Below are 16,726 nucleotides of genomic sequence, written 5' to 3'. Positions count from 1 at the left end.
GCCTCATTCACTGTGGTACCGGCAGACCCTGAGGCGCAGTGGACCAAATGTCCAGATCAGTATGATCCGAACAAAAGCCGATCCCAGACTTCAACTTTTCAAAAATACTCCCGCCGGAGGCAAGGCCAGCCTTAGCTGGCCTTTCGCATCCCCATCACCCGGGCCCGTGCGCGCGGATCACTGTCGAACAAAGCCGCCAACTGTTCGGTCATTGCACCTGCCAGCTGTTCCACATCGGTGATGGTCACGGCACGGTCATAATACCGGGTTACGTCGTGGCCGATCCCGATGGCCAACAGTTCCACCATCTTGCGCTTTTCGACCATGGCGATCACATCGCGAAGGTGTTTTTCCAGATAGTTGGCCGGATTCACGCTCAGCGTGGAATCATCGACCGGAGCACCATCCGAAATGACCATAAGGATCTTGCGCGCCTCGCGCCGCGCCAGCATCCTACGATGCGCCCATTCCAAGGCCTCACCGTCGATGTTTTCCTTCAGAAGCCCCTCTTTCATCATCAGGCCCAGATTGGGGCGCGCTCGACGCCAGGGCGCATCGGCACCCTTATAAATGATATGGCGCAGATCGTTCAGACGCCCCGGCTGCTGCGGGCGGCCATCGTTCAGCCAAGCCTCGCGCGCCTGACCACCTTTCCACGCCCGCGTGGTAAAACCCAGAATCTCGACCTTCACATTGCAGCGTTCCAGCGTCCGCGCCAGAACATCCGCACAGATGGCCGCGATCGAAATCGGACGTCCCCGCATCGAGCCGGAATTGTCCAGTAGCAGTGTGACCACTGTATCGCGGAATTCGGTATCCTTCTCGACCTTGAAGCTCAATGGTGTGGTTGGATTTGCCACCACACGCGCCAGACGACCGGCATCCAGAATACCTTCTTCACGGTCGAACTCCCAACTGCGGTTCTGTTGTGCCTGCAGTCGACGCTGTAGCTTGTTGGCCAGGCGGCTCACGGCCCCCTTCAACGGCTCCAGCTGCTGATCCAGATAGGCACGCAGCCGTTCCAGCTCGGCAGGTTCCGCCAGGTCCTCGGCGGCGATTTCTTCGTCATGGGTATCAAGATAGACTTTGTAATCCGGGTCAGCCTCGGATGCTGGCGGCGGGGCAGGTGGCTCCATCGGGGCCTCACCTTCAGGCATCTCCGCCTCGTCACCCAGCTCATCCTCAGCCATCTCATCCATCGAGACCTGTGCCTGAGATTGATCCTGTTGCTCTTCCTGGCTTTGTTCAGGGGTGGCGTCTGCGTCCTGCTCGTCCTGATCATCCTGACCGGTGCTGTCTGGGTCGGGCTGTTCCTCGGCGTCTTCCTCGGCCTGATCTTCCTGCTCATCGTCCAGCTCATCGGGGTCATCCCCAAGCTGATCGCCATACCCCAGATCCTTGATCACCTGACGGGCAAATTTGGCAAACTCGGCCTGATCCGAGAGAATTTCGTCCAGATTCTCCAGCGTGCCTCCGGCCTGTTCCTCGATGAAGCCGCGCCACAGGTTCATGATGTTCTCGGCCGCAGGCGGCAAATCGCGCCCGGTGGCCAGATGCCGGATCAGATAGCCTGCTGCCACGGCCAGAGGTGCATCGGCAGGCTGTTTGCATTGGTCATAGCCACGCCGGATCGCCTCATGCCCGATCTTGACGTCAATATTGCTGGCAGTGCCGGGCATATCCCGCGCGCCCATCGCTTCGCAGCGAGCGGTCTCCATAGCTTCATAGAGGTCCCGCGCCATATCCCCCGGAGGGGCATAGCGTGCATGAGTGGCATCGTCGTGGTATTTGCGTTGCAAGGCCAGAGCATCGGCAGTACCGCGCGCCAGAAGCACCTCTTCGCGCGTCATCCTGCGCGAAACCTGAGGCAAACGCATCGACTCGCCTGACATGCCCGAAGGATCAACCGTATAGGTTACCGACAACTCAGGGTCATCGGCCATGACCTTGGTTGCCTCGGCCAGAGCCTTCTTGAACGGATCAGCAGGGTTGTCGTTCTTCTGTGCCATGTCCCCAAGCCTTTCACATTGCAGCCCCGATTTCCATCAACAGGGAAACAGGATCCGCCTTCATCTGGCTAAAAATACCTCCGCCGGAGGCTTTGCGCCCGCAAACGGGCGCAATTCGGCGTATTACCCTAAGCTCACACTCGCCGCGCTTTCCGGCAGCTCTTCGTCGAAGCAGCGTTGATAGAACTCGGCAACGGTCTGACGCTCCAACTCGTCACATTTGTTCAGGAAAGAGAGGCGGAAAGCATACCCGACATCGCGGAAAATCTCGGCGTTCTGAGCCCAGTTGATCACCGTACGGGGGCTCATGACGGTCGACAAATCGCCATTCATGAAGGCAGTCCGGGTCAGGTCGGCCACAGTGACCATCTGACTGACGGTCTTGCGGCCGTCGGCGGTGTTGTAATGTGGCGCTTTCGACAGCACGATCATCGTTTCGGCATCGTGGCTGAGGTAGTTCAGGGTCGAGACCAAAGACCAGCGGTCCATCTGTGCCTGGTTGATCTGCTGCGTGCCGTGGTACAGACCCGTGGTGTCGCCCAGACCAACCGTGTTGGCGGTGGCAAACAGGCGGAAGTTCGGGTTCGGTGTGATGATCTCGTTCTGGTCCAGCAGGGTCAGTTTGCCGTCATGCTCAAGAACACGCTGGATTACGAACATCACGTCCGCGCGGCCCGCGTCATATTCGTCGAACACGATGGCGACCGGGTTACGCAGCGCCCAGGGCAGGATGCCTTCGTGGAACTCAGTGACCTGCTTGCCATCGCGCAGCTTGATCGCGTCCTTACCGATCAGGTCGATCCGGCTGATATGGCTGTCCAAGTTCACGCGTACCGCAGGCCAGTTCAGTCGCGCCGCAACCTGTTCAATGTGAGTCGACTTACCCGTACCGTGATAGCCCTGGATCATCACACGACGGTTGTGGGCAAAACCCGCCAGAATGGCCAGCGTGGTTTCAGGATCGAATTTATAGGTCGGGTCGATGGCCGGCACACGGTCAGTGGCCTCGGCAAAGCCTTTGACCTTCATTTCCGTATCAATGCCGAATACGTCGCGGACCGAGATATCTTCGGTTGGTTTTGCGTTTACGTCGATCGATCCGTCAGCCATTCGTCTTGTCCTTATCCTTTGGCCCGCCTTGCCGGGTCTGAACCCGTGTGTGGTGCAACATATTGCGGGCAAGGGCAAGGGAAAGAGGTGCGCTAGGATCGGTGAGCAGGTTTTTCTTTCAAACTGGCTCTATTGGTACTCATCAGACAAAACAGCACTAGTGAAACAGGCGCAAAAATTCGTAGGGGTCGATACGTTCTGGTGTATGTGATTTGCTTTATGTTACTGAGTGATCTGGCTTGTTTCGCTGAGGACTAAGCTTGGCCGTGAACTAGCGGGCTTCGCATCTTGAAATCACCGAAAAGCAACACTTCCAAGGATAAACTTGAACAGGACTTCAAGCCCGCTAGGATATTATTGTGTAATTAAGATGTGTATATGTTTTCTGGAGGCGCACTTTGGCGTTAAACGCTGGAGATATCGTTTTTGTTGGTTGGGACGCTGACAACAATGACGTTGCGTTTATCACTTCGACCACGATATCCGCCGGCGAAGTCATTTACTTCACGGACACAGAATGGAACGGGACTGCGTTTGTCCCCGGCGAGCAAGTTATTGAATGGACCGTGACGTCTGACATTCCGCCCGGCCAAGTTGTTACAATTGACATGACGCCACGCGGTCAGGGTGGTCCTGACGCCGACATTGTACAAGGCACCTCACCCGGCGGTGCACCCATTGGGTCTGTTAGCTACCTTCGCGGAGGAGGAGCGCTTTCCCGTAGTGATGAACAGTTCTGGGCGGTTCAAGGTTCCTATAACGGAACGACGATTGATCCGGACCCAAACGGTTTCATTTCTGTCATTTCAAATGAAGATGCGGGCGCCCCCGGCGGGCCAAACTTAAGTGGAACGGGGCTAGACGCCTCTAACGGGGCGATCACGATCGGCGGAGATGAAGACTTTATGATCTTCAATCCAACGACGGCTTTAAACAACAACACCTACACTGAGTCTCCGGAAGTTTTACGCGATCAACTTGTTGGTCTCGTTGGAGATCCTAACAACTGGGATACACTCGACGGTGGTGGCAATCAAAACCCGGGGGGTGGATTTACGTATGACACCGGCGGGTTCTCAGGCTTACCCACGCCCATCTCTGCAGCTCAGGACGTTACAACGCTTTATTTTACTGGCGATCAGGTGGCCTTTGTTGATGCGATAGACGACACCGGAAGCAGCACAAGGCTGCAATCGTCGTTTACCTTCCTTCCAACGGATGTGATCGAAATAGATATCGTGAGCAGCGATATACAATCGGGTGCTTTGGATGGTGAATTTGACTACGACCAAGTCATCTTCACAAGAATTACAGTCATTCGCGACGGAGTATCCTATGACCTGATTGTGAACCCCGGTTCGAAGGTAAAGGAGACCGGAGGGGCTGATAGCGGGACCAAAGAACAAGGGGACTCGTTTTTTACAACAGCAGATGACGTGGAACTTCCAAATGCGCTAGAGCCTCCGGGTTCCGACATTAAAGGAACGCTCGCGTTTTCATTGGATGAAAAGTTTATTGATTCGAATGGTAACCCACTGAATCCAGTGATTGATCGCTCGCGGCCGGATCTGGATACCAATGGCGATGGGTCGCAGGACAACAACACGCCATTCAACAATGAAAACTTCAATGTCGGAACGGTTCTGACACCTCCGATCATTCCATGTTTTGTAGAAGGGACACGTATCAAATCGAAGCAAGGGCAAATACGGGTCGAAGACTTGGCCGTAGGTGATTGGATAGAAACACTAGATAACGGATTTCAAGCTATCCGCTGGATCGGTCGGGTTTCCGTTGCGGCGAAAGGGAAATATGCGCCCATAGTGATTTCGAAGGACGCGCTTGGTAACGAAGAAGTGCTTCGCGTTTCTCCCGAGCATCGTGTTTTGCTGAGCGGGTGGCGCGCTGAACTTCTGTTTGGACTGGAAGAATGCCTTGTCGCCGCAAAATTCCTGTGTAACGGGGACACGATCTACAGGGAAACAAACTGGGACACTGTAGATTACTATCATATTTTGTTCGACCGGCATGAAATTGTTTCTTCGTGCGGTATCTGGACGGAAAGCTATTTCTTGGATTTGTCTCGAAGGGAGATACCTGCCCACCCGGTGGAACAAGAATTGATGGAACTTTTTCCCGACATGCCGAACGAAGCTACCGAAATGTCCACCGTCCGACCTATTCTGCGTGCTTTCGAGGGCCGTGTTCTTGATTTTGGGCGGTGAAACGGGCTTTGCTTGTAAAACCTGATCACAAAAAAACCTGCGGCTAAGATTGCGGGATCGATAGGGACTGTCGGTTGTAGCGAGATGTATTCCTATAAGCCGGCAGAATTGGTTTCTTTTGAGGGACGTGTCCCTACCTTGGTGAATTCAGACAGTTTTTTTGAGTTGCGCCCCCAACTTTCGAAAACACAAAAGTGGCGTCTGCCGTCTACGGTCTTTGGGGTTCTTGGCCTATAGCGAAAACCAGAGCTCACCTTTCCGAAAACCACCCTTCACGAGGCGATCCGATCTCACCACATCCGGAAACTCATCAACCCAGTCCTTGAACCTGTCGTTTGTAACAATGCGTGCCTTGCTGTCCCGCGATGCCTGCAAAATCAAGGGATCCGCGGGCGTGCCCTTGGGGGCAACCATGACCTGCTTTGTCCGAAGGTTCAAAGCCCGGCTCAGCGCCTGATCATTCATGAACTTGCCGTCGATCTTGTAGCCAACATTCGCATCGAAAACGACGCCGGGTCTGAAACCGGCCCGTTTCAGGGCTGCAAGGACCAGTTGCAAGGTGCCGAGGTCCGGGTCGCCGTTTTTCCAATGGATCACGTTGGATCCGTCCACAATGACCCAAGTATTGGCTACACGCCATTTGCGCCAGGCGCGCAGGCCCCAGATCAGGCTGACAGCTATGCACAGCAAGCTCAGCACCTGCACGCCGTTGTATTCGGCTGGCAATAACGGGGCAGCAAAGAAGCCACCCAGTGAGAGGAGGAGCAGAAGAAATGGCATACGCACTGAGGTCGCTCCTTGGAGGTTTCCTGTTCAAACTCCGCCACTATTGCGGGAATGGGAACGGGTTTCCAGTAAGCTTGCGCACAATCATTTTCGACTGTGTTCTTTACCAATCATAAGCTTCGGGCATAAAGCGCTGGGTGCGGGTTTACTTAAAATTCCGGCTGTCCTTGATCTGATCCCAGGCCCAGACGACCTCTTGTAGCTGCTCTTCCTGGCTGCGATCACCGCCATTCATGTCCGGGTGCAAAACCTTAATCAGTTTCTTGTAGGCCTTGCGCACTTCGGCCTTGGACCAGCTGTCATTGGCTTCCAGAATCTCGATGGCGCGGCGTTCGGTGGGGGGCAGGCGACGGCCACCACCACCCGAGGTGCGGCCTTTGTTTTGCGTGCTGTTGGCACCCAGAACCTGATGCGGGTCCTCAATGCCCAAGCGGGCCCAGGCGCGCGCCTCGGGGTCGCCCATCGGTTTTGTTTCGCGTTCCCACACTTTGTCTTTCGACCGCTGCGCGTTTAACTCGGCCTCTGTGGTGCCGTCGAAGAAGTTCCATTTCTGATTGTATTCGCGCACATGCTGCTGGCAGAACCAGAAGAAATCATCCAGCACATCCGGTGCCTTGGGGGCGCGGAACTTGCCCGGCTCGTTGCAGCCCTCATGATCACAGATCCGGACCGACGTCTCGGACGCGCCTGACATGCCCCGGCGCCCGCGCGGGTTCTTTTTCTTGGCGCTGGAAACGGACATATCAAATCCGAAGGGGTCTGACTTCGTCATGCTCTCAATCCTCACGAACGCATCTTTTCGACTCGGAGGCAGCAGTTTAATCTAAGCAGCCGAAAGTAGAAGAGGGGGGCGGTAAAATTTTTGCCGCTGAGCGAAAAAATGAGCGTGACCGACGAGATCCGAACCTGCCTGCAAGCTGCCTTTGACCCGCGCGAGCTTGAGGTGATCGACGACAGCGAAAGCCACCGCGGCCACGCGGGTTTTCAGGAAGGTGGTGAAAGCCACTTCAACGTCCGCATTCGCGCCGCCGCTTTTGAAGGGCAATCTCGTGTCGCCCGCCATCGCGCGGTTCACAAAGCTTTGGGCGATATCGTGCCCCGCATTCATGCGCTGGCCTTGGATATCGATACCTGAACGCTAGGACGTCAGTCTGCGCTCATCTGCGCCGAAGGTGTTGAAGCTGATATTGCATATTCTTCTTCTGTCATGTCGTCCTCGATACCTTCGAACAAAGGGGTCGACAAATAACGCTCGCCAGTGTCCGGCAGCATGACCAGAAAAACGGATCCTTCCGGTGCGGATTCGGCCATCTTCATCGCGACGGCAAAGGTCGACCCGCCCGAGATTCCGGTGAAAATACCTTCTTCCGAGGCAAGTCGGCGCGACCACGCGATCCCTTCGGGTCCGGGTACGGGGATCAGTTCGTCGTAATACTTATTGTCTATGGCTTCCTGCAGGACCCATGGAATAAAGTCCGGCGTCCACCCCTGAATCGGGTGCGGTTCGAAATTCGGGTGGCTCTCGGTCGGCTGATGATCCCCGTTGCGGGTGTTGGTGTACCCCGATGACACGATGGCTGCATTGGCTGGTTCGGTCAGGATGATCTTTGTCTCCGGCCGTTCCTTCCGCAAGGCGCGCGAGACACCTGAAACCGTTCCACCGGTCCCGTATCCGGTCACCCAGTAGTCCAGCCGCTGACCTTCGAAATCGGCAAGAACCTCCCGCGCGGTCGTGTTTTCGTGAATATCGGCATTGGCAGAAGTTTCGAACTGGCTGGCCAGAAACCACCCGTTTTCCTCGGCCAGTTCCTTGGCCTTGGTGTACATGCCAAACCCTTTTTGCGCCTTGGGGGTCAGAACGACCTTGGCCCCCAAAAACCGCATCAACTTGCGCCGCTCGACCGAGAAACTTTCAGCCATCGTGACAACCAGCGGATAGCCCTTTGCGGCGCAAACCATGGCCAGTCCTATCCCGGTATTGCCAGATGTCGCCTCGACAACGGTCTGACCGGGTTTCAACCGCCCATCCCGTTCCGCCGCTTCGATGATATTCAGCGCCAGCCTGTCCTTGACCGAACCGGCGGGATTGAACGCTTCGAACTTCACATAGACGGTCACATGATCTGGCGCGATCCGATTGACCCGGATGCAAGGAGTGTCGCCCACGGTGTCCAGAATGCTGTCATAAAGGCGTGCCCGCCCTTGCGTCTGCCGAATAGCCATTTTGATGTCCCTCCCGGTTGCCGTGTTAGCATGCCACAGATTTGCGGGGTGCGTATCCCTTTTTCAAATGGCGTGTAACGCTTGTGTTCAAGTCGCCGCCAGTCTTTTGACGCTTTTGTTCTTTTTCGGACGAGATCACGCATAGACAGGCGTCTGTTCCGGTCATTTGCAACCGGAGTGCGCTGGAACCCGCACGGGACAAGCCTGAACGCGGGTTCCGCCGGGCAACCTGTGTTGAAAGCGTGGCAAATGACTAAGGATGTTGGATTTAACTCAAAACAGCAGGTGGTCTAGTGCCCTGACTCAGATACCCAACCCTTCGACATAGACTAAGATTTTGAAGCGTCATCGGCCTCGGATACTTCATCAGACCGTTTCAACGACAACGGCGGTTCGTCTGTCTCGGCCGCAATCGGTTTCGGCGCTTGCACCTCATCAGGTCCCGGAACCGGCTGGGCCAAAGGGGTGCTGTCCATATCGGGTGCTGTGCCGATTTCGGATGCGTCAACTTTTTCTTCCACCACGCGCCGAAACACCAGCACGTTGCGCCAGTTCGTTGTCGATCCGGTCAGGCCCGCGCGTTCCTCGCTGGGTAGCAGCTCGGCGCGTTGGTATTCCCAACCGTCCTGACCCATCTGGTTCAGGACCTGTTCAACCGAGACCGCAAAGCGGCCCTCGGGTGTTTTCACCCCTTTGGCTTTGACACCTTTTTGTGGGGCGGGGATCACCTTGTATTCGTAGCGCTGCATCAACTGTTCCTAAACACCTGTTCGCGCCAAACTAACACGCTGATCCCCGAGGGAAAGAGCCGTTGCCCAACCAGCGGAATTCAGCCCTGATGATTGCCGCCTGCCTGTGCCGACTTGGTCACAACCGAAAGGCACAGCTCAGTCGCCAGTGCCATGTCCTGTACTGAGATCCATTCCATCGGTCCGTGAATGCATTGCATCCCAGTGAACAGGTTGGGGCAAGGGGTGCCGAACTCGGTCAGGCGCGACCCGTCGGTGCCGCCACGGATCGGGACGGACAGAGGTTCGATCCCCAACTCGCGGCAGGCATCCCGGGCCAGATCGACCGGCGTCATGTCGTTTTCCAGCCAATAGCGCATGTTGCGATACTGATGGCTGATCTCGCAGGTGATGGTCGCGCGCGGTTCGGTGGCCTGTACGGCGGCACACACCTGACGCACGATGTTGCGCTGGGCTTCCAGTGCGTCCATTTCGAAATCACGCAGGATCAGTTTGATCTCCATCTCGGACGAGCCGCCATTCATGTCGGTGACATGGATGAATCCCTCGCGCCCATCTGTGGTTTCCGGGGTCATGGTGGCCTGAGGCAGCGTCTGAACGATCTTGGACGCCAGATGTGCTGCGTTCACCATTTTGTCTTTCGCCAAACCGGGATGGATCGAAACGCCTTCGATCTTGATCACCGCACGGTCGGCTGAAAAGCTCTCGTACTCGATTTCACCGACTTCCTGACCGTCCAGCGTATAGGCGAAATCCGCGCCTAGATCCTTGGGTAGCTGTTCGGTTACACCGCGCCCGATCTCTTCATCCGGGGTAAACCCGATGCGGATCGGTCCGTGCGGAATATCCGGGTTTTCGATCAGGTGCCGCGCCATGGTCATCAGGATCGACACGCCCGCCTTGTCATCCGCACCCAGCAGGGTTGTGCCTGAAGCGGTGATCAGGTCATGGCCAATTTTCTCGGCCAGATAGGGGTTTTCTTCCGGTGATAGAACCAGATCAGGATCGTCTGGGAATGAGATATCACCGCCATTGTATCTCTTGATCACCCGTGGCTTGACGCCAGTAGCATTGAACTGAGGGGCGGTATCCACATGCGCCAAAAAGCCCACTGTCGGCCCCGGAGCGGTTCCGGGAATGGTCGCAACCACCACGCTGTCGCCTGTGACCTCGATATCCTGCGCGCCGATCTGGGCCAGCTCGTCGCGCAACAGGTTCAGCATGTCGAACTGGATTTGCGTGCTGGGGACTGTGGGGGAAGTCTCGTCGCTCTGACTGTCGATGGCCGCATACCGCACCAGCCGGTCTTCGAGTTCCTGATCAAATCTGTTCTGCATGATACCTCACCTTTCTGGAGGCGAAGAAAGGACGCGAACAGGGGGAAGTCAAGCCGATGGCTTGACCCCAAGTCTTAAGATTTCGTGAGAATACGATGTATACAAGTCCAACCGTAGCCGTTGGCAGACCTGTACACATCAATCGGGTTACGAGCCCAGCTTTTTGCTGACCAATTCGTTCACGGCCTTCGGGTTCGCCTTGCCTCCGGTCGCCTTCATGACCTGGCCCACGAACCAACCCGCCAGTTTCGGGTTCACTTTGGCCTTTTCAACCTGTGCCGGGTTGGCAGCGATGATTTCATCCAGAGCAGCTTCGATGGCGCCGGTATCAGTCACCTGCTTCATGCCACGGTCTTCAACGATCTGCGCCGGGTCGCCGCCTTCGGTGTAGACGATCTCGAACAGATCCTTTGCGATCTTGCCCGAAATGGCATCCGACGAGATCAGATCGATGATCCCACCCAACTGTGCCGGGGAAACCGGCGAGTCGGTGATGTCGTGGTCTTCTTTTTTAAGACGGCCGAACAGTTCGTTGATCACCCAGTTCGCAGCCAGTTTGCCGTTGCGACCCTTGGCGACGTCTTCGAAATACGCGGCAAATTCCACCTCGGCGGTCAGAACCGATGCGTCATAGTCGGTCAGGCCAAATGCGCTGATAAAACGTGCTTTTTTCTCGTCGGGCAGTTCAGGCAGCTTCGCGGCGATGTTATCGACCCACGCTTGCTCGATTTCCAGCGGCAGCAGATCAGGGTCGGGGAAGTAACGATAATCATGCGCCTCTTCCTTGGACCGCATCGAGCGGGTCTCACCCTTGTCCGGGTCATACAGGCGGGTTTCCTGTTCGACCTCACCACCCCCTTCGACGATGGCGATCTGGCGGCGGGCTTCGACTTCAATCGCCTGCTGGATGAACCGCATCGAGTTCATGTTCTTGATCTCACAGCGCGTGCCCAAATGTGAGAAATCCTGCGTTTCCTGATACTTCTCATACGCACCCGGCAAACAGATCGAGACGTTGACGTCCGCCCGAAGGTTGCCGTTCTGCATGTTGCCGTCGCAGGTGCCCAGATAACGCATGATCTGGCGCAGCTTGGAGATATAGGCGGCAGCCTCTTCCGGCCCGCGAATATCGGGGCGGCTGACGATCTCCATCAGGCAGACGCCGGTCCGGTTCAGGTCGACGAAGGACATATGCGGGTCCATGTCGTGGATCGATTTACCCGCGTCCTGCTCCATGTGGATGCGTTCGATGCGAACCATGCGTGCGGTGCCGTCACCCATCTCAACCAGCACTTCGCCTTCGCCCACGATAGGGTGGTACAGCTGCGAAATCTGGTAGCCCTGCGGCAGGTCAGGGTAGAAATAGTTCTTACGGTCGAACGCCGATTTCAGGTTTATATCCGCTTTCAGGCCCAGCCCTGTGCGCACAGCTTGCTCAACGCAGTATTCGTTGATCACCGGCAGCATCCCCGGCATCGCCGCGTCCACGAAAGCCACGTTCGAGTTCGGCTCGGCCCCGAATTGGGTCGACGCACCCGAGAACAGCTTGGCATTGGACGAGACCTGAGCGTGCACCTCCATCCCGATCACCAGTTCCCAGTCGTGCTTGGCCCCGGCAATGGTCTTGGGTTTGGGCATTTCGTATGTCAGATCGAGCATGGCGCGCCTCATTTCCGCAGAAGTCTAAGCCTGCGTATTAGGCCCGGCAGGGCCTAGGGGCAAGGGGGAATCCTGACGTGTTCAGTTCTGGGAAAACTGTAGGCCCGTTGGTGTGAAGGTCACATCCATACCGCTACGCAATTCGTCCCGGAACAGATCCGAGATCGCCCGCAAGGCATCCCGCTGGCCCCGTGCGGCAAACCGCTCGGGCGAGTTGATGCGCACCGAGTTGTTGAAGCCTGCTGTCGCGTGGGCCCAGATCAATGGGTGCAACTCGGTCAGGTGGTCGCGGATCAGCCAGTTCGCTGTATCGCGCATTTGTGCGCGGAACTGGTCGGCTTGTTCGTTCTGGCCTCGTCCGTTCTGGATGGTGATTGCACAATAGGCCGACAGCATGTTGATCATTTGCTGATCGGGCCGCAGTCGCACGATGTCGCGTAAACCGTCCAGGAAATACTCGGTATCGACCCGCGCACAGGCTTCTTCATCCAACGCAATGGCGTCGAACTGAACCCAAGTGTAGCCGCCAGCACCCCAGACATCTTGGGTCCGAGCCGCTGTACGCATCGCTTGCAATTCCAGCTCTTCGTAGCTTCCGAACCACCGGGGCAACAGATGGCTGCCCATGGCGCGCATGTGCCGTTGGTTGCGTGGATCAAGCGTGATCAGGCGCTCGTATTCATCAGACACCCGCGCGTTGGCGCGGCGTTGACCGGCCAAAAGCGCACAGCCTGCCGCAGCAATCAGCGGGCTGTCCGGGGCATCAGTCCGGCATTTGGGCAAGATCGACGCGGCCCGGTCAAAATGTGCAGCACAGCGAGAACGGTGCAAGGGCGGCAGCGCCGTGTCCGACGCCGTACCGCGCCACGCCCAAGCCAGATCGATATGGGCAAGGGCGACAACGGCGGCGATCATTGGGTCATCAGGATTGTTCGCCATTTCGCCTTCAAGCTCAGATATGCCTCCCAACAGGTCGTAATCCGAAATGGCTTTGCCGTCCGTCAGTGCGTGTTCCGCAGCCAGAACCACATCCGATCTTGCCCCAAACGCCAGAAGATCGGCAATTGGCATCCCGTCCGACACGGCAGCGCGATCCTGATCTGCGGTTCGCATTTCCTTGGACAGATCGGCCCAACGATCCTGCCTGGCCAAATAGCGGCCATGTTCGATTGTGGAATGCCCAATCAGGTTTTCATTGCCCGTTTGCACAACAGGAATGTTGAGCTGTCCTTGTTCAGGCAAGGCAGCCGCCAACGCAGACTTCGTCGCGCACAATTCTGGTGCGGCAGGAGCGGATGAGGCTGAGGGTTGGGCAAACATTGCCCGAAACGACCGAAACATGGCGAAACTCAAAAACTGTAAAAACACTTAACGTCTTTCAAATCTGGCGAGATATTGGGCTCAGATCAAGTTAAATGCTTAGCAGTTTTCGGTTTTTGTGTCCAATTTACCGGTCAGAGGCTCAGTGTTTCAGAAAACAGTAAAATGATGGCGCTCAACACGGAACCCGGCCTGTGTCAGGACCGGTTCAAGGTCTCGATGCCGCGGAAGCGACTCATCGGGTAAACGGATTCGTTTGCCCGAATGCAGAACGATGGAAACGCGTACCGACAAGTCCCACCGCGTGTCAAACCGGAAAAAATCAATGTCCTGCAGCAGGACCTCTGCCTGGCGCTTGCCGGTAAACCAGCGTATGGCGGCCGCATCGATCTGCACGCCGGCGCGCGTATTCTGGATCACGTCCCACACAGCTGGTAGGGTGCCCAATGCCAGCAGCCATACGATCCACCAGGCGGCATCGAACAGGACGACCAGAGCCATCAAACCGGAATAGACCGCAGCCAGAATGACCAATGTTCGCGTGTTTCGGTTCTGGCGGGCGAATGTGAATTCAGTCATGCGCCAAGGATACGCGATACCATTTCACTGGTGTCACGCGACAAGTTCGGGGTTCCAGCAATGCGAGAAAGCTGCGCACGCATCAGGTCCTGACGGTCGGCATCATACCGTTTCCACGTTTGAAATGCCGAACACATGCGTGCAGTGGTTTGCGGATTCACTGGATCCAGTCGGATCAGCCAATCAGCCAGCAGGGCATAGCCAGCCCCGTCAGGCTGATGGAACCCGGCATGATTCATCGCCAGCGCGCCCATGACGGCGCGGAACCGGTTGGGGTTCTTCCAGTTGAAGTCGGCATGTTGTGTCAGAGATTGTGCCACGCCGGGTGTCGCCTCGGGTGCGGCCATTGTCACCTGCAGGCCAAACCATTTATCCATAACCAGTCGGTCATGCTGCCACTGGTCGTAGAACGCAGCGAGTTCTGTTTCTCCTTTGCGCGCGCGCAACAGACAAGACAGGGCAGTCAATTGCAGGGTCATGTTATCAGCGTTGTCATACGCCTCAGCCGCCATTGCCCCGCCGTCCAGTCGGGTGGTCAGCGCCAGCGCGGCGCTACCAAGGGCGCGCTTGCCGGATTGCGCAGCGTCCGGCGCATAGGGGCCATCCACCAAGGCTTCGCTGTGCAGCCGGGGCAACAGATCCTGTACGTGCTGGGCCGTGGCCTGCCGCAGTGTCTCTACCGCGGACCAGATCACCATCGGATCAGGGGTCTGGCCGCGCTCGTACAAGGTTGCCGCCAGCTCGGATTGCGTCGGCAGCCCAAGCATTAGGGCCCGGTAGGCCGGGTCCAATTCTCCGTCACGCAACACGGCCAGCAACCCATCAAGGTAATCGGCATCCGGCGCGGCATCATCCAGGATCATTCGCAGCAAAGTGTCCTGCGCCAGAGACCGCCCAGCCTGCCAACGGTTGAAGGGGTCGGTGTCGTGGGCTAGCAGAAACGCCCGCTCGGTGTTGCTGACGTCATGCTCAAGAATAACCGGCGCTGAGAAATCACGCAGGATCGACGGTGTGGGTTTCGCGGCCAGCCCGGTGAATTGAAAGCTTTGCTCAGCTTCGGTCAGTTCCAACACTTCGGTCGGGCGGACCTCATCCCCATTTGCACCTAACAGGCCCACGGCAACCGGGATCACTTGAGGTTGCTTTTCATTTTGCCCCGGCGTCGGCTCAGTGCGCTGTTTCAACGTCAGGGTATAAATGCCGTCCGCCCAGTCTTCCGAAACGGTGACGCGTGGCGTGCCCGATTGGCTGTACCAGCGTTTGAATTGGGTCAGGTCGCGGCCTGTGGTGTCTTCAAAAACCTTGATCCAATCCTCGATGGTACAGGCCTGGCCGTCGTGGCGCTCAAAATACAGGTCCAGCGCTTTGGCATAGGCGTCATCCCCGACCAAACGTTTCAACATTCCGATTACTTCAGCACCTTTCTCATAGACGGTCGCGGTGTAGAAGTTGTTGATCTCCTGAAAGCTCTCGGGCCGTACCGGGTGTGACAGGGGGCCGTTGTCTTCGGGGAACTGGCGCGCGCGCAGGTCTATGGCGTCGTGAATGCGTTTCACAGGGGCCGAGCGCATGTCGGATGTGAACTGCGCATCGCGGAATACCGTCAGTCCTTCTTTCAGACACAGCTGAAACCAGTCGCGGCAGGTGATGCGGTTGCCGGTCCAATTGTGGAAATACTCATGTGCGATGATCGCTTCGATGCGTTCGAAATTCGCATCGGTCGAGGTTTCGGGGCTTGCCAGAACAGCCGAGGAGTTGAAGATGTTCAGACCCTTGTTTTCCATCGCTCCCATGTTGAAATCGTCCACGGCGACGATGTTGAACACATCGAGATCGTATTCGCGGCCATAGACGTCTTCGTCCCATTTCATCGACTTTTTCAAGGCTTCCATGCCAAAGGCGCATTTGCCTTCATCGCCGGGACGAACCCACAGGTTCAATTCCACGTCGCGGCCCGACTTGGTGGTGAATTGGTTGTGATGGGCGATTAGGTCGCCTGCAACCAGTGCAAACAGATAGGCCGGTTTTGGCCATGGGTCGGTCCATTCGGCCCAGCCGTCGCCCTTGCCCGACGGGTTGCCGTTGGACAGCAGTACGGGAAGGTCGCCATTGATGCGCGCGGTGAAGGTGGACATCACGTCCGGGCGGTCGGGGTAGTAGGTGATCTTGCGAAACCCCTCTGCCTCGCATTGCGTGCAGTACATTCCGTTTGACATGTAAAGCCCTTCCAGCTCGGTGTTATTGCCGGGGTCGATCTCGACCTCGGCCTCCCAGATGAAGGGCGCATCCGGTACGGCAGCGGTCAGGCCCTTTTCGGTTACATCCGGCGCGATCTCGGCACCGTCGATTGCAGCGCGGATCAGCGTCAGGTCTTCCCCATGCAGAAAGAATGTCCGGTCCGTGGCATCAGGATTCGGGCGAAAGGCGACACGCGATGTGACCCGGGTGGCGTGGTCGGCAAGGTCGAAGGTCAGGTGCACGCTATCCACCAAATAACCGAACGGCGTGTAGTCCTTCAGGTAAATTGTTGTGGGGGCAGCGTCGCGCATCTTGGGCCTCGTATCCGTACTGGTTTGGCGCGACGTTAGGGGCTTCGTACAGGGGCTGCAACTGGCCTGCGTCATTCGCTTGCTGATTTTAAGGCAGCTTTTTGAAGGACCGAATACTGCTAATCCCTCGACAAAAGTTGCCTATCGGAAACTTTCCCCCTAAATGCACCTGAGCATACA

The 16,726-nt window shown here is 56.8% G+C and carries 13 protein-coding genes; 2 read left to right on the top strand and 11 right to left on the bottom strand.

Annotation, left to right across the window (positions count from 1 at the left end):
• Window positions 1-131: 131 nt before the first annotated feature.
• Both cobT and cobS read right to left on the bottom strand, forming a co-directional pair.
• Window positions 132-2,009: a cobaltochelatase subunit CobT gene (gene cobT, locus ACXADZ_RS12015; RefSeq protein ID WP_171092276.1), complete on the bottom strand. Its 1,878-nt coding sequence runs from the start codon at window positions 2,007-2,009 to the stop codon at window positions 132-134.
• A gap of 123 nt (window positions 2,010-2,132) precedes the next feature.
• Window positions 2,133-3,119, bottom strand: a complete 987-nt coding sequence (cobS, locus tag ACXADZ_RS12010) for a cobaltochelatase subunit CobS (protein WP_171092274.1) — start codon at window positions 3,117-3,119, stop codon at window positions 2,133-2,135.
• Window positions 3,120-3,517: 398 nt separating this feature from the next.
• Here cobS and ACXADZ_RS12005 point away from each other — a divergent pair, with 398 nt between their 5' ends.
• Window positions 3,518-5,344: a Hint domain-containing protein gene (locus ACXADZ_RS12005; RefSeq protein WP_475196622.1), complete on the top strand. Its 1,827-nt coding sequence runs from the start codon at window positions 3,518-3,520 to the stop codon at window positions 5,342-5,344.
• Window positions 5,345-5,575: 231 nt separating this feature from the next.
• On the opposite strand, the gene ACXADZ_RS12000 is transcribed toward ACXADZ_RS12005, so the two are convergent.
• Window positions 5,576-6,124 carry an NYN domain-containing protein gene (locus ACXADZ_RS12000; protein WP_475196619.1) on the bottom strand — a complete coding sequence of 183 codons (549 nt, stop codon included), beginning with the start codon at window positions 6,122-6,124 and terminating at the stop codon, window positions 5,576-5,578.
• A 151-nt stretch (window positions 6,125-6,275) separates the two neighbouring features.
• The gene (locus ACXADZ_RS11995; protein ID WP_171092268.1) at window positions 6,276-6,902 is read right to left on the bottom strand and encodes a J domain-containing protein; all 627 of its coding nucleotides are present in this window, start codon (window positions 6,900-6,902) and stop codon (window positions 6,276-6,278) included.
• A gap of 108 nt (window positions 6,903-7,010) precedes the next feature.
• Here ACXADZ_RS11995 and ACXADZ_RS11990 point away from each other — a divergent pair, with 108 nt between their 5' ends.
• The gene (locus tag ACXADZ_RS11990) at window positions 7,011-7,265 is read left to right on the top strand and encodes a BolA family protein (RefSeq protein ID WP_171184953.1); all 255 of its coding nucleotides are present in this window, start codon (window positions 7,011-7,013) and stop codon (window positions 7,263-7,265) included.
• Between the two features lie 11 nt (window positions 7,266-7,276).
• Here the strand turns inward: ACXADZ_RS11990 and ACXADZ_RS11985 are convergent, their stop codons facing one another.
• The 7 genes from ACXADZ_RS11985 to pepN all read right to left on the bottom strand — a co-directional run bounded on the left by ACXADZ_RS11985 (window position 7,277) and on the right by pepN (window position 16,546).
• A complete protein-coding gene (locus tag ACXADZ_RS11985; RefSeq protein ID WP_475196612.1) occupies window positions 7,277-8,353 on the bottom strand; it encodes a PLP-dependent cysteine synthase family protein in 1,077 nt (358 codons plus the stop codon).
• A gap of 329 nt (window positions 8,354-8,682) precedes the next feature.
• On the bottom strand, window positions 8,683-9,102 hold the full coding sequence (locus ACXADZ_RS11980) for a DUF4177 domain-containing protein (protein WP_475196611.1): 420 nt from the start codon (window positions 9,100-9,102) through the stop codon (window positions 8,683-8,685).
• A gap of 80 nt (window positions 9,103-9,182) precedes the next feature.
• A complete protein-coding gene (pepT, locus tag ACXADZ_RS11975; RefSeq protein ID WP_475196609.1) occupies window positions 9,183-10,439 on the bottom strand; it encodes a peptidase T in 1,257 nt (418 codons plus the stop codon).
• 147 nt (window positions 10,440-10,586) lie between these two features.
• Complete coding sequence (gene gatB / locus ACXADZ_RS11970; RefSeq protein ID WP_475196606.1) at window positions 10,587-12,098, bottom strand: Asp-tRNA(Asn)/Glu-tRNA(Gln) amidotransferase subunit GatB; 1,512 nt, start codon at window positions 12,096-12,098, stop codon at window positions 10,587-10,589.
• An 81-nt stretch (window positions 12,099-12,179) separates the two neighbouring features.
• On the bottom strand, window positions 12,180-13,439 hold the full coding sequence (locus ACXADZ_RS11965) for a hypothetical protein (protein WP_475196604.1): 1,260 nt from the start codon (window positions 13,437-13,439) through the stop codon (window positions 12,180-12,182).
• Window positions 13,440-13,568: 129 nt separating this feature from the next.
• Entirely contained in the window at window positions 13,569-13,997 is a 429-nt protein-coding gene (locus tag ACXADZ_RS11960; RefSeq protein WP_475196602.1) for a hypothetical protein, read from the bottom strand.
• A complete protein-coding gene (gene pepN, locus ACXADZ_RS11955) occupies window positions 13,994-16,546 on the bottom strand; it encodes an aminopeptidase N (RefSeq protein ID WP_475196599.1) in 2,553 nt (850 codons plus the stop codon). Before pepN ends, ACXADZ_RS11960 begins: the two co-directional genes overlap by 4 nt.
• Window positions 16,547-16,726: the final 180 nt, after the last annotated feature.

This window comes from Ruegeria sp. ABM4_193 (genome assembly GCF_056158705.1).
This window is presented reverse-complemented; position numbering and strand designations above follow the sequence as displayed.